The sequence below is a fragment of the Chitinimonas taiwanensis DSM 18899 genome (assembly GCF_900119825.1).
GTDB lineage: Bacteria > Pseudomonadota > Gammaproteobacteria > Burkholderiales > Chitinimonadaceae > Chitinimonas > Chitinimonas taiwanensis.
Genome location: NZ_FPKR01000004.1, coordinates 90353 through 102817, shown reverse-complemented (window position 1 = coordinate 102817; position 12465 = coordinate 90353). Strand labels below are relative to the sequence as shown.

Annotated in this window: 14 protein-coding genes; 12 read left to right on the top strand and 2 right to left on the bottom strand. The window is 64.4% G+C overall.

Annotated elements, in window-relative coordinates:
* Window positions 1-63: 63 nt before the first annotated feature.
* Together BT173_RS05965 and BT173_RS05960 are read right to left on the bottom strand one after the other, a co-directional pair.
* Complete coding sequence (locus BT173_RS05965; protein WP_072427723.1) at window positions 64-861, bottom strand: D-hexose-6-phosphate mutarotase; 798 nt, start codon at window positions 859-861, stop codon at window positions 64-66.
* A 57-nt stretch (window positions 862-918) separates the two neighbouring features.
* Window positions 919-1809, bottom strand: coding sequence for a DMT family transporter (locus BT173_RS05960; protein ID WP_072427722.1), 891 nt, complete (start codon window positions 1807-1809; stop codon window positions 919-921).
* A 219-nt stretch (window positions 1810-2028) separates the two neighbouring features.
* Here BT173_RS05960 and BT173_RS05955 point away from each other — a divergent pair, with 219 nt between their 5' ends.
* The 12 genes from BT173_RS05955 to BT173_RS05895 all read left to right on the top strand — a co-directional run bounded on the left by BT173_RS05955 (window position 2029) and on the right by BT173_RS05895 (window position 12465).
* A complete protein-coding gene (locus tag BT173_RS05955; protein WP_072427721.1) occupies window positions 2029-2406 on the top strand; it encodes a MerR family transcriptional regulator in 378 nt (125 codons plus the stop codon).
* A 144-nt stretch (window positions 2407-2550) separates the two neighbouring features.
* Window positions 2551-3717 carry an isovaleryl-CoA dehydrogenase gene (locus BT173_RS05950; RefSeq protein ID WP_072427720.1) on the top strand — a complete coding sequence of 389 codons (1167 nt, stop codon included), beginning with the start codon at window positions 2551-2553 and terminating at the stop codon, window positions 3715-3717.
* A gap of 60 nt (window positions 3718-3777) precedes the next feature.
* Window positions 3778-4539: a substrate-binding periplasmic protein gene (locus BT173_RS05945; RefSeq protein WP_072427719.1), complete on the top strand. Its 762-nt coding sequence runs from the start codon at window positions 3778-3780 to the stop codon at window positions 4537-4539.
* Window positions 4540-4561: 22 nt separating this feature from the next.
* Window positions 4562-5743, top strand: a complete 1182-nt coding sequence (locus BT173_RS05940; protein WP_072427718.1) for an acetyl-CoA C-acyltransferase — start codon at window positions 4562-4564, stop codon at window positions 5741-5743.
* Window positions 5744-5836: 93 nt separating this feature from the next.
* Entirely contained in the window at window positions 5837-6307 is a 471-nt protein-coding gene (locus BT173_RS05935; RefSeq protein ID WP_139256061.1) for a MaoC family dehydratase, read from the top strand.
* Window positions 6308-6378: 71 nt separating this feature from the next.
* Window positions 6379-7518 (top strand): acyl-CoA dehydrogenase family protein, encoded by a 1140-nt coding sequence (locus BT173_RS05930; protein ID WP_072427716.1) that lies wholly within the window; start codon window positions 6379-6381, stop codon window positions 7516-7518.
* A 66-nt stretch (window positions 7519-7584) separates the two neighbouring features.
* The gene (locus tag BT173_RS05925) at window positions 7585-8094 is read left to right on the top strand and encodes a GNAT family N-acetyltransferase (protein ID WP_072427715.1); all 510 of its coding nucleotides are present in this window, start codon (window positions 7585-7587) and stop codon (window positions 8092-8094) included.
* A gap of 28 nt (window positions 8095-8122) precedes the next feature.
* The gene (locus BT173_RS19980; RefSeq protein ID WP_084658242.1) at window positions 8123-8860 is read left to right on the top strand and encodes a GNAT family N-acetyltransferase; all 738 of its coding nucleotides are present in this window, start codon (window positions 8123-8125) and stop codon (window positions 8858-8860) included.
* Window positions 8861-8870: 10 nt separating this feature from the next.
* Window positions 8871-9218, top strand: coding sequence for a cupin domain-containing protein (locus BT173_RS05910; protein WP_072427714.1), 348 nt, complete (start codon window positions 8871-8873; stop codon window positions 9216-9218).
* Between the two features lie 114 nt (window positions 9219-9332).
* Window positions 9333-10940: a carboxyl transferase domain-containing protein gene (locus BT173_RS05905; protein WP_072427713.1), complete on the top strand. Its 1608-nt coding sequence runs from the start codon at window positions 9333-9335 to the stop codon at window positions 10938-10940.
* A 3-nt stretch (window positions 10941-10943) separates the two neighbouring features.
* Entirely contained in the window at window positions 10944-11600 is a 657-nt protein-coding gene (locus tag BT173_RS05900; RefSeq protein WP_175545562.1) for a fused MFS/spermidine synthase, read from the top strand.
* On the top strand, window positions 11593-12465 hold the full coding sequence (locus BT173_RS05895) for a spermidine synthase (protein WP_072427712.1): 873 nt from the start codon (window positions 11593-11595) through the stop codon (window positions 12463-12465). Before BT173_RS05900 ends, BT173_RS05895 begins: the two co-directional genes overlap by 8 nt.

Genomic DNA, 12465 nt, shown 5'->3' with positions numbered 1-12465 from the left:
CGCCGGCCCTGGAACGATATCGGCCCGCCGGCCCTCAGCTTGAATATTAGTTTTTGGTGAAATTCACTTTGCCGTGCTTGGCAGCTGTGACAGGCGCATCGATGCCTGGTGCGTCTCGCCCGCGGCCAGAGTGATGGCGGCAGCGCCGATATTGCCGCGCTCCACGCACACATACTCGGGCCAATGCACGCCGATATCGGCCACTGCTTCGGCGGCCGGACCGGGGTTCCACACCACGGCGCTACGCATCGACTCCGCCTCGATCAGCACCTGATGCGCGCCATCCTGCAGCTGCAACGCTGCCGGCGCTAGCTCGAACACCGCATCAATCGGATCGGCCAGGCGCACCGCCCCCTGTTGCGGCATGGTCACATGGGCCAGCTCGCGGCGCAGGCAGCCGTCCAGCCCCTGCACCAGACTGCCGTGCAGGTCAGTCGCGGCAAAATAGCTGTGCAAGGCATAGCTGAACTGGATAGGCAGCGCATCGCGGTTCTCGACCCGGAAGGTGAAGTCCAGCGCCTGATCTAGCTGCACGGTCAGCTCGAGGCGGAAGGCGTGCGGCCACAGCGCGCGGGTCTCGGCGTTGTCTTCGAGCGCCAACCGCACCTGGCTGGCCGACTGCTCGAGCACTGTCCAGCGCTGGTTGCGCGCGAAGCCATGCGCAGGCAGGCCCTGCGGATGCTTGCCGAACCAGGGAAAACACAGCGGCACACCACCGCGCACCGCCTTGCCCGGGGTGAAATCGGCCAGGGGCGACAGCCACAGCAAGGGACGGCCATCCAGCTCGGCATCCAGCACCTGGGCGCCCTGCGGGCTGATGCGCGCACGGCCGTGCGCGGAGACAAGTTCGATCAAGGACATGGGCAATGCTCTCTAAGCCGGAAATGCTGCGACTGTAGCCGCAGCCATGGTGTACGCCTAGCGGCTATTGGTCAGCCATACGCCGCCGACCACCGCAGCACCGCCCAATAGGGCCGGCAGGCTGAGTGCCTCGCCCAGCAAGACAATGCTGGACAGCACAGCAAACACCGGCACCAGATTAGTGAATACGATGGTCTTGGCCGCGCCCACGGCCTTGATGCCATCGCTATACCAGACGAAGGCGGCGGCCGTGCCCAGACCGCCCAGGTAGAACACGCCCGCCCATTGGCTGGCATCCAGCGCCAGCGGCGAGTTCAGCTCGCCGCGCCAGGCGGCAGCCAGGCCAAGCAGTGCGCAGCCAATCATCGCGGCCCAGGCGGTGGCGGCCAGGCTGCTGAAGTGGTGCATGGCCGAGCGGCCGAACAGGGTGTAGATGACCCAGCTCACGCAGCAGCCGAGGATCAGCAACTCGCCCTGACCGATTCCCTCGCGCAGGATGCTGGCGTAATCGCCATGCGAGATCACCGTCACCGCGCCGAACAAGGAGCACAGCACGCCCAGCCAGCGGCGCCGGCCCAGTGCCTGGCCGAGCAGCAGGCTGCTGACCACCGCCACCATGATGGGATTGAGCGCCACCAAGAGGGCGGCGCGACTGGCTGGAATCTGCGCGAGGCCAAAGAAAAAGAACAGGTTGTAGGCAAACACGCCGGACAGGCCGAGCGCTGTAGCCCACAGCCACTGGCTACGCGTGGGCCAGCGCAGGCCCTCGGGCGAGCGCCATAGCAGCAGGAACAGGCACAGCGTGGCGGCCACGAAGCGCCAGAAGGCAATCGACATGGCCGGCAGCGCCTGCGCTAGCACGCGGCCGACGATAAAGGTGCCGCCCCAGATGGCCATGGTCAGCACCAGCTTCAGATAGAGCGGCGCAATGGGCTTGGAATCAGACATAGGCAGTTTTCAGTTTGGACGATACAGGGCGCTGGCGCGCTATCTGGCAGCGGTGATTCAGGATGGCAGCGCAGAGGCTGGAGAGGTGAGGCGCGCCAGTGCCGTCAAACACATCGGCACGACGGTATAAGCGGCAAAGCAGGCGCGATTATGACAGTGCCCCTGCCCTCTGCTATCTTCGCCGCACAGATATAAAAACCGCCCACCACCGAAAACGCCATGTCCGACGAACGCACTTATACGATTACCGAGCTGGCGCGCGAATTCGATCTGACCCCGCGCGCGATTCGTCACTACGAGCATGAAGGTCTGCTCGCCCCGGGCCGCCAGGGCCGCAACCGTGTGTTTACCCGCGCCGACCGCACCCGCCTCAAGCTGGTCTTGCGCGGCAAACGGCTGGGCTTTTCCCTGCAGGAAACCTTCGAGCTGTTCTCGCTCTACGACGCCGCACGTGACGAGCGCCCGCAGCTGGTCAAACTGCTGGAGTTCCTGCGCCCCAAGCGCGAAGCCCTGTTGCAGCAACGCGCCGACATCGATGCGATCCTGAAGGAAATGGATGGTCTGGAGCAGGAAGCCGAGGCCCTGTTGCGCGAGTAGCCGGGCTTTTTTTGCGCGCAGATTGACGTTAACGTCAACGTTACATAAAGTATCGAGCAATTGCTCGGCGCACAGCTATTGCACGATTCAACCGCCGCGACCGCTGCCAAGCGCTACAAATCAAAGCATTCCGGAGACACCATCATGCATATTCCCGCCCTTAATTTCGGCCTCGGCGAAGACATCGACATGCTGCGCACGGCCGTGCAGGACTTCGTGGCCGCCGAGCTGGCCCCGATTGCCGCCCAGGTGGACGAGGACAATCTGTTCCCCGCCGCCATGTGGCGCAAATTCGGTGATATGGGCCTGTTGGGCCTGACGGTCGAAGAGGAATACGGTGGCAGCAATATGGGCTATCTCGCCCACATCGTAGCCATGGAAGAGATTTCGCGCGGCTCGGCCTCGGTGGGCCTCAGCTACGGCGCGCACTCGAATCTGTGCGTGAACCAGATCCGCAAGAATGGTACCGAAGACCAGAAGCGCCGCTTCCTGCCCAAGCTGATCTCGGGCGAATACGTGGGTGCGCTGGCCATGAGCGAGCCGAATGCCGGCTCGGACGTAGTGAGCATGAAGCTGCGCGCCGAGAAACGCGGCGACAAATACATCCTCAACGGCAGCAAGATGTGGATCACCAATGGCGGCGATGCCGACGTGTTGGTCGTGTATGCGAAGACCGATGTGAACGCGGGCAGCAAGGGCATGACCGCCTTCATCATCGAGCCGAAACGTTCTAAGGGTTTCAGCGCCGGCAGCAAGCTCGACAAGCTCGGCATGCGTGGCTCGAACACCTTCCCGCTGTTCTTCGACGATGTGGAAGTGCCGGAAGAGAATGTGTTGGGCGCCGTGGGCAAGGGCGTGAATGTGCTGATGAGCGGGCTCGATTACGAGCGCGCCGTGCTGGCTGGCGGCCCGCTCGGCATCATGGCTGCGGCCATGGATGCGGTGGTGCCCTATGTGCATGAGCGCAAGCAGTTCGGCCAGGCGATCGGTGAGTTCCAGCTGATGCAGGGCAAGCTGGCCGATATGTATGCAACCTGGAGTGCCACGCGTGCCTATGTGTACACGGTAGGCCGTGCACTGGACCGTGGTGAGACCACGCGCAAGGACGCGGCCGGCGCCATCCTGTACGCGGCTGAAAAAGCGACCTGGATGGCTGGCGAGGCGATCCAGACCCTGGGCGGCAATGGCTATATTCGCGAATACCCGGTCGAACGCCTGTGGCGTGACGCCAAGCTGTACGAGATCGGCGCCGGCACCAGCGAAATCCGCCGCATGCTGATCGGCCGCGAGCTGTTCGGCGAAACCCGCTGAGCAAGCCAGGCTGGGTGCGTTCTACACTGAAATCCGCCGCGCACCCGGAGCACCACGATCATGCTGAACCGCCGCCAGTTCCTGCAATGCAGTGCCGCCCTGAGTCTGAGCAGCCTGGCCTGGGCGGTGCCGCCCTTGCGGCTGGCCTATTTCGAAACCTATAGCCCGCTCAGCTTCCGGGGCGAGGCCGGCATGCAGGGCATCTTGGTCGAGCTGTTCGACGAGCTGCTTGGCAAACGGCTGGGGCAGACGCTGGTGCACCAGGGCTACCCCTGGGTGCGTGCACAAAGCCTGGTCCAGCATGGCGAACAGGATGCGATGTGCACGGTGGCTACGCCAGAGCGGCTCAGCTATGCGCGTGCCGCGCAGGAAAGCGTGCTGGACATGCCAATCCGGGTGTTCGTGCGCGCTGACAGCCCGCGCCTGGCCGATCTGCAGGCCGTGCAGAACCTGGCCCAGCTGCGCGCACTCGACCCCGAGGTGCTGTCCTATGTGGGCAATGGCTGGGCGAAGGAAAAACTCGCTGGCATGCGCGTGGACTGGGGTGGCACCTTTGCCGACTCGCTACGCAAGCTGAAGGCCGGTCGCGGCGAAGTGATGGTGGAGAACGCCCTGACCATGCAGTACACGCTCAAGCAGCTCGACCCAGAACGACGGGTGCTGATGTTGAACAATGATCTCGAGCGCAGCCGCTTCCAGCTGCTGATCAGTCTGCGCTCCACGCATCTGGGCCTGCTACCGGCCTTCGATGAGGCACTGCGCCGCTACAAGCGCGAGCCCGGCTACGCCCAATTATTCGAGCGTTACGGCATACGGCTGTAACCCTAATCTGCACGAGGAAAACATGTCCGAATCCATCGTTATCGTTTCCGCCGCCCGTACCCCCATGGCCGGCCTGATGGGCGACTTCGCCAGCCTGAGCGCCAGCCAGCTGGGCGCGGTGGCAATCAAGGCCGCCATCGAGCGCGCCGGCATCCCGGCCGACGCGGTCGAGGAAGTGATCATGGGCAATGTGCTGCCGGCCGGCCAAGGCCAGGCCCCGGCACGCCAGGCTGCGCTGGGTGCTGGTCTGGCCCTGGGCGCCAATTGCACCACCATCAACAAGATGTGCGGCAGCGGCATGAAGGCCATCATGCTGGCCCACGATATGTTGCGCGCCGGCAATAACAGCGTGATGGTGGCAGGCGGCATGGAAAGCATGAGCAATGCGCCCTATCTGATGACCAAGGCGCGCGCCGGCTACCGGCTCGGCCATGGCGAGCTGAAGGACCATATGTTCCTCGACGGTCTGGAGGACGCTTACGACAAGGGCAAGCTGATGGGCGTATTCGCCGAAGCCTGCGCCGACAAGTACGCGTTCACGCGCGAAGCCCAGGATGAGTTCGCGCTGCGCTCGCTGTCGCGCGCCCAGGCGGCGATTGCCGACGGTAAGTTCAAGGCCGAGATCGCCGCAGTGACCGTGGCCGGCCGCAAGGGCGATGTGCTGATCGATACCGACGAGCAGCCGGGCAAGGCGCTGCCGGAGAAGATCCCCGGCCTCAAGCCGGCCTTCCGCAAGGACGGCACGGTAACCGCCGCCAATGCCAGCTCGATTTCCGATGGCGCCGCCGCACTGGTGCTGATGCGCGAGGCCGATGCCAAGGCGCGCGGCCTACAGCCGCTGGCGCGCATCGTCGGCCACGCCAGCCATGCGCAGGAGCCGGGCTGGTTCACCACCGCTCCGGTCGGCGCCATGCAGAAGCTGTTCGCCAAGACCGGCTGGAGCGCCGACTCGGTCGATCTGTATGAGATCAATGAAGCATTTGCCGTGGTGACCATGGCCGCCATGACGGAGCTCAAGCTGCCGGCCGAGAAGGTGAATGTGCATGGCGGCGCCACCGCGCTCGGCCACCCGATCGGCGCCAGCGGCGCGCGCATCGTCGCCACGCTGATCTATGCGCTGAAAACCCACGGCAAGACGCGTGGCGTGGCCAGCCTGTGCATAGGCGGCGGCGAAGCCACCGCGCTGGCCATCGAACTGATCTGAAACCCACAACGGTAGGCGCTAGCCGGGCGGGGCTTGCCCCCTCCACTACGCGGCACGGCTGGCGCCCGCCTCAGCACACGCAGCATGGACCTTATGGCGCTCTATTTCGAAGACCTCAAACCCGGCCGGGTATTCAAGGCCGGCCCGATCACGGTGGACCCAACGCAAGCCAGCGAGTTTGCGCGCCAATACGATCCGCAACCTTTCCACCTTAAGGAAGCCGCCGGTGCCGCCAGCGTGTTTGGCAGCCTGGTGATCAGCGGTTGGCAAACCGCCGCCTACAGCATGCGCATGCTGGCCGACAGCGAGCTGGCCGGCATCGCCAATGGCCTGGTTGGCCTGCAGATCGACAAGCTGATGTGGCACCAGCCCGTGCAGCCCGGTGATGTGCTCAGCACCGAATTCGATGTGATGAGCCGCAAGCAATCGCGCTCCAAGCCTGGCTTCGGCGTAGTACAGCTGGCCTGGCGTACCTTCAATCAGCGCGGCGAGCTGGTGATGAGCCTGGAGAACGCCATCTGGGTAGCTGTTCGCGGCGAGGGCCAAGGCCCGAGTCATGGATAGCCGCAGCGCTATTGCGACGACCTGACCGCGCCACGCACGGCTTACGCCCCATACCTGACAAGAGAACAGCCATGATCCTCAGCGAAGAACACCAGATGATCCGCGACAGCGTGCGCGAGTTTGCGCGCGAAAAGCTGTGGCCCACCGCCGGCCTGCGCGACGAGACCCATGCCTTCCCGCTCGATGAGCTGAGCCTGGCGGCCGAGCTTGGCCTGTTGGGCATGACCGTACCCACCGAGTGGGACGGTGCCGGGCTTGACTACCTGGCCTCGGCGATTGCCATCGAGGAGCTGGCGGCCGGCGATGGCGCGTTCTCCACCGTGATCTCGGTACATAACTCGGTAGGCTGCGGTCCCATCCTGGCCTTCGGCAGCGAGGCGCAGAAAGCCGCCTATCTGCGCAAGCTGGCCAGTGGTGAATGGCTGGCCAGCTTCTGCCTGACTGAGCCACAGGTCGGCTCGGAAGCGGCGGCCATCAAGACCCGCGCCACGCGCGATGGCGACTTTTTCGTGCTGAACGGCGCCAAGCAGTTCATTACCAATGGCAAGAATAGCCGGCTGGCCATCGTGATCGCCGTCACCGACCCAGCGGCCGGTAAAAAGGGACTGAGCGCCTTTATCGTGCCAACCGATACCCCGGGCTACCAGGTCAGCCGGGTGGAAAGAAAGCTCGGCCAGGCCGCCTCAGATACCTGCGCCATCGTGCTGGAAAACTGCCGCGTGCCGGCGGCCAATCTGCTGGGGCGCGAGGGCGAGGGCTATAAGGTCGCGCTGGCTTCGCTCGAATCGGGCCGCATCGGCATCGCGGCCCAGGCGCTGGGTATGGCGCGCTCGGCCTATGAGTGCGCGCTGCGCTACAGCAAGGAGCGGATCACCTTCGGCAAGCCGATCTTCGAACACCAGGCGGTGAACTTTCGTCTGGCCGATATGGCCACACAGCTGGAGGCCGCCCGTCAGCTGATCTGGCACGCGGCCGCGCTCAAGGATGCCGGCCTGCCTTGCCTGAAGGAGGCCAGCATGGCCAAGCTGTTCGCCAGCGAGATGGCCGAACGCGTGTGCTCCGATGCGATCCAGATTCATGGCGGCTATGGTTACTTGAACGACTTCCCGGTAGAACGCATCTACCGCGATGTCAGGGTCTGCCAGATTTACGAAGGCACCAGCGATATCCAGCGCCTGGTGATCGGCCGCGCCATCGGTGACGAGGTCTGAGGCCAGCTTCGCCGGCTAAGGTGCCAGGCCCCCTCATCGCCACCTAGCCAAGTTGAAGAGTGATCGATGCAAGAACAAATCCAACGCATACAGCCCGACCAAGCCGATGTACTGCGCACCTTGCGCCTGCAGGGCCTGGAGGACGCCCCCGAGGCGTTCGGGCGCCGCTATGAGGAAATTGCCGCCCGCCCGAACCGCTACTGGGCCGAGCATGTGCAGCACTATGCGACTAGCCAGGATTCCGCCACCTTTGTGCTCTACCGCAATAGCAAGCCGGTGGGCATGGCCGGCGCCTATCTGGAAGGCGGCCGGCGCGACCATGCTTATATCTGCAATATGTGGGTCGACCCGGCTTTCCGGCGCGGTGGTGCCGGCGCACGCCTGGTCGACACCGCCAACCGCTGGCTGGCCGAACAGGGCGTCGAGCGCATCAATGCCTGGGTGGTGGAAAGCAATGCCCCAGCCCTATCCTTCTATGAGAACCTGGGCTTCGTGCGCGAGGAACACAAGCGCCTGATGCCCGGCAACCCCGAGGTGGAAGAGGTGTTGATGGTATTCGACACCGCCCTGCTGTAACCCCTGACCTGAGCCGATGGATCCGATCATGTTTGCCAACACGCCCAAGCCCCCCTACTACGCCGTGATCTTCACTTCCCAGCGCACGCCCTATGAGGTCGGTTATGCCGATGCGGCCGTGCGCATGATGGAGCTGGCCGCCGAGCAGGCCGGCTTTCTCGGGGTCGAATCGGTGCGCGGCCAGGATGGTCTCGGCATTACCGTGTCCTACTGGGAAAGCGAGGCTGCCATTGCGGCCTGGCGCAACCATGCCGAACACACGTTAACTCGCGAACAGGGCCGCGCCGACTGGTATATGGCCTACGAGACCCGCGTGGCCAAGGTCGAGCGCGCCTATGGCTTCCGCGTGCCACAGCTGCAGTTCATTCCGGCCCAGGAAGCCGACCAGGACTATGTCTACGCGCAGACCCAGCTGAACCTGAAGCTGCCCCCCAGCTGGGACCGCGCCACGCTGGCACGCGAATGGCCACAGTTCCAGAACCACCTGCTCTACCACGCCGGCCAGCGCGTCGGCCTGTTGCGCTGGCGCGAGCGCGATGGCGCGCTGCATGTCTCGGATGTGCAGATCGAAGCCGCGCACCGACGCAAAGGCCTGGGCAAGCAAGCACTGCGACAATTCGAAAACATGGCGCGCGCCCAAGGCTATGCGCGCGTCTCGCTGCGCGTATTCCACGACAATATCGATGCGCGCCGGCTTTACCTGCGCGAAGGCTATGTCGAGACCGAACACAACGACAGCAACGCCATCCTGACCAAACAACTGTAAAGAGCACCGCATGCAAACCTTCCACCTCGACACCCTGCTGCAAGACGGCCAAACCCATAGCGCGCCCTATTACGAATTCCTGCGTAGCCGCGATATGAGCGTGGGCGTCTACCACCTGGCAGCCGGCCGTACCGATACCCAGGGCGTGCACGCCGAAGACGTGCTGTTCTATGTGGTGCGCGGCGCGGCCAGCATGCGCGTGGGCGACGACCAGATCGAAGTGAGCGCCGGCAGCATCGTGCATGTACCCAAGGGCGTGGCACCGCGCTTCAGTGCCGTGCACAGCGATATCGATGTGCTGGTGGTCTTCGCGCCAGCCGAGTCGGCCCCCACCATCGAGATTCGCCAGTCGGTCTAAGCGCCGCGCCAAATCCTGAATGGCTCGTAACACCGCCGCGCCGCCTGCTTACCGGCAGACGGCGCCCCGCCCCTCCAGCCGCGCCCTACCCGGCGCACCGTGTAGCCCGAGACGATGAATACGCTCCCCAACACCATCAATCCCAAGTCCGAGCAATTCCTGGCCAACCAGCGCGCCATGCAGGCGTTAGTGGATGATCTGCGCAGCAAGGCCGCTGCGGTTGAACAGGGCGGCGGCGAGGTGGCGCGCCAGCGCCATACCGCGCGCGGCAAGCTACTGCCGCGCGACCGGGTGGCCCAACTGCTCGATGTCGGCTCACCCTTTCTGGAGATCGGCCAGCTGGCCGCACATGGTCAGTACGATGACCAGGTGCCCAGCGCGGGCCTGATTGCCGGCATCGGCCGGGTGTCGGGCGTGGAATGCATGATCATCGCCAACGATGCCACGGTGAAGGGCGGCACCTACTATCCAACCACGGTGAAGAAGCATCTGCGCGCGCAGGAAATCGCGCTGCAGAACCGCCTGCCCTGCATCGCCCTGGTCGATTCGGGCGGCGCCAACCTACCCAATCAGGACGAGGTGTTTCCCGACCGCGACCACTTCGGGCGCATCTTCTACAACCAGGCCAATCTGAGCGCCCAGGGTGTGCCGCAGATCGCCGCAGTGATGGGCAGTTGCACGGCCGGCGGCGCCTATGTGCCCGCCATGTCCGACTACAGCATCATGGTGAAGAACCAGGCCACCATCTTCCTGGCCGGCCCGCCGCTGGTGAAGGCCGCCACCGGCGAGGTGGTAACGGCCGAGGAGCTCGGCGGCGCCGATGTGCATGCCAAGATCAGCGGCGTGGCCGACTACTACGCACACAATGATGCGCATGCGCTCGATCAGGTGCGCCGCATCGTGGCGAATATCAACTGGCAAAAGCCGCAGCAGCTGGCCGTCAAGCCGGTGGCCGCGCCGCTCTACCCGGCCGAGGAGCTGTACGGCATCGTCGGCGCCGACCTGAAAAAACCCTTCGATATCCGCCAGGTCATCGCGCGCATCGTAGACGGCTCGCAATTCGACGAATTCAAGGAAAGCTATGGCAGCACGCTGGTCACCGGCTTTGCGCATATTTATGGCTACCCGGTCGGCATCGTGGCCAATAACGGCGTGCTGTTCAGCGAAAGCGCCCAGAAAGGCGCCCACTTCATCGAGCTGTGCAGCCAGCGTGGCATTCCGCTGGTCTTCCTGCAGAACATCACCGGCTTCATGGTCGGCAAGAAGTACGAGGCCGAGGGCATTGCCAAGCACGGCGCCAAGATGGTGACCGCCGTGGCCACCAGCAAGGTGCCCAAGTTCACCCTGATCGTCGGCGGCAGCTTCGGCGCCGGTAACTACGGCATGTGCGGGCGCGCCTACAGCCCGAACTTCCTGTTCATGTGGCCGAATGCGCGCATCGGCGTGATGGGCGGCGAGCAGGCGGCCGGTGTGCTGGCCCAGGTGCGCGAGGAAGCACTGGCCAAGAAGGGCCAGGTGCTCAGCGAGCAGGAGCGCGAGGCGATCAAGCAGCCGCTGCGCGAACAGTTCGAGGCACAGAGCCACCCCTATTACGCCACCAGCCGGCTGTGGGACGACGGCATCATCGACCCGCGCGACAGCCGCCGCGTGCTGGGTCTGGCCATCTCGGCCAGCCTGAACAAACCGATTGAGGAAACACGCTTCGGCGTGTTCCGGATGTAAGCCATGCACAGCGAACCGCAGCGCCTGTATCGCCCCTTGGCTGCCGTACCACGCCTGCGCTGGCTACGCACTGCGCTGGTGTTCGGCATTGCCGGCTGGTCGGGCTTTTATGTGATGGCGGTGGAATTGCTGAGCGGTCGGCTGATGGCGCCCAGTTTTGGCAGCAGCATCTATGTGTGGGGTGGCATCATCACCGTGTTCATGCTGGCCCTGTCGCTCGGCTATCTGCTCGGTGGTCAGCTCAGCCTGCGCGCGCCCAGTCTGCGTAAGCTGGGCCTGATCCTGGCTGCTGCCGGCTTGAGCACGCTGCCGGTACTGCTGTTCGGCGATGCAATGCTCGACTTCCTGTTCGAGCGGGTCAGCGATCCGCGCTATGGCACGCTACTCGCATCCACCGCGCTGTTCTTCGTGCCCACCGTCATCTCGGGCATGGTGTCGCCGTATGCGATCCGCCTCCTGGTACGCCAGCTGTCGGCTAGCGGCAAATCGGCCGGTTCGCTCTACTTCGTGTCCACCTTCGGCAGTGCGGCCGGCACGCTGATGACTTCCTTTTACCTAGTGCTGTGGTTCGAAGTGAACCAGATCTATGCCGGGCTGATCGCCACCTCGCTGCTCCTAGGTGCGCTGGCCCTGCCCTTCGACGAGGTCGTCGATGCTTAGAACCGCCACCGCCTCGCTGCTGGCACTGCTCGGTCTGAGCGCTGAAGCGCGCGTGCTGCATACCGAGAAATCGCTGTACCGCAATATCACGGTGCTGGAGGAAAACGGCGAGCGCTGCATGCGCTTCGGCCGTGTCGCCAGCAGCCGGCAGACCTGCCTGCGCCTGACCCAGCCCGATCAGCTGGTGTTCGACTACACGCGCATGATGCTGGGTGCGCTGTATCTGCAGCCCCAGCCGCGCGACATCCTGGTGGTAGGCCTCGGTGGCGGCACGCTACCGATGACCTTGCGCAAGCTCTACCCGCAAGCGCGCATCGACACGGTGGAAATCGACCCGGCCGTTACCCGCATCGCCAGCCGCTTCTTCGGCTTCCAGCCCGATGCTGCCATGACGGTGGCCGAGGAAGACGGACGGGTCTTCGTCAAACGCCAGCTCAAGCAGGGGCGCAAATACGAGCTGGTGATGCTGGACGCCTTCGACCACGACTACATTCCCGAGCATCTGCTCACGCGTGAATTCCTGCTCGAGGTACGCGGCATCCTCGCGCCGCGTGGCGTGCTGGCCGCCAATACCTTCTCGTCCAGCAAGCTCTACCAGCACGAGTCGGCCACCTATGCGGCGGTGTTCGGCGATTTCTACAATCTGCAGACGCGCAGCCGGGTAATTCTGCTGCGCCAGGGCGGCCTGCCCGCGCGCGGCGAGCTGGAAGCCAATGCCGCGCGGCTGGAAAAAGCCCTGCCCTATTACGGCGTCAGCCAGGATTGGCTGCTGCCGCTGTTCAAGCTCAGCGCGCGCGATTGGCCGGCCAGCACCCGGGTGCTGACCGACCAGTACGCGCCATCCAATCTCCTGAATGCGATGTAG

What these genes read in the sequence shown, in the direction of transcription:
- BT173_RS05965 (WP_072427723.1), bottom strand. Translation starts at nt 861, where the DNA reads ATGTCCTTGATCGAACTTGTCTCCGCGCACGGCCGTGCGCGCATCAGC.
- BT173_RS05960 (WP_072427722.1), bottom strand. Translation starts at nt 1,809, where the DNA reads ATGTCTGATTCCAAGCCCATTGCGCCGCTCTATCTGAAGCTGGTGCTG.
- BT173_RS05955 (WP_072427721.1), top strand. Translation starts at nt 2,029, where the DNA reads ATGTCCGACGAACGCACTTATACGATTACCGAGCTGGCGCGCGAATTC.
- BT173_RS05950 (WP_072427720.1), top strand. Translation starts at nt 2,551, where the DNA reads ATGCATATTCCCGCCCTTAATTTCGGCCTCGGCGAAGACATCGACATG.
- BT173_RS05945 (WP_072427719.1), top strand. Translation starts at nt 3,778, where the DNA reads ATGCTGAACCGCCGCCAGTTCCTGCAATGCAGTGCCGCCCTGAGTCTG.
- BT173_RS05940 (WP_072427718.1), top strand. Translation starts at nt 4,562, where the DNA reads ATGTCCGAATCCATCGTTATCGTTTCCGCCGCCCGTACCCCCATGGCC.
- BT173_RS05935 (WP_139256061.1), top strand. Translation starts at nt 5,837, where the DNA reads ATGGCGCTCTATTTCGAAGACCTCAAACCCGGCCGGGTATTCAAGGCC.
- BT173_RS05930 (WP_072427716.1), top strand. Translation starts at nt 6,379, where the DNA reads ATGATCCTCAGCGAAGAACACCAGATGATCCGCGACAGCGTGCGCGAG.
- BT173_RS05925 (WP_072427715.1), top strand. Translation starts at nt 7,585, where the DNA reads ATGCAAGAACAAATCCAACGCATACAGCCCGACCAAGCCGATGTACTG.
- BT173_RS19980 (WP_084658242.1), top strand. Translation starts at nt 8,123, where the DNA reads ATGTTTGCCAACACGCCCAAGCCCCCCTACTACGCCGTGATCTTCACT.
- BT173_RS05910 (WP_072427714.1), top strand. Translation starts at nt 8,871, where the DNA reads ATGCAAACCTTCCACCTCGACACCCTGCTGCAAGACGGCCAAACCCAT.
- BT173_RS05905 (WP_072427713.1), top strand. Translation starts at nt 9,333, where the DNA reads ATGAATACGCTCCCCAACACCATCAATCCCAAGTCCGAGCAATTCCTG.
- BT173_RS05900 (WP_175545562.1), top strand. Translation starts at nt 10,944, where the DNA reads ATGCACAGCGAACCGCAGCGCCTGTATCGCCCCTTGGCTGCCGTACCA.
- BT173_RS05895 (WP_072427712.1), top strand. Translation starts at nt 11,593, where the DNA reads ATGCTTAGAACCGCCACCGCCTCGCTGCTGGCACTGCTCGGTCTGAGC.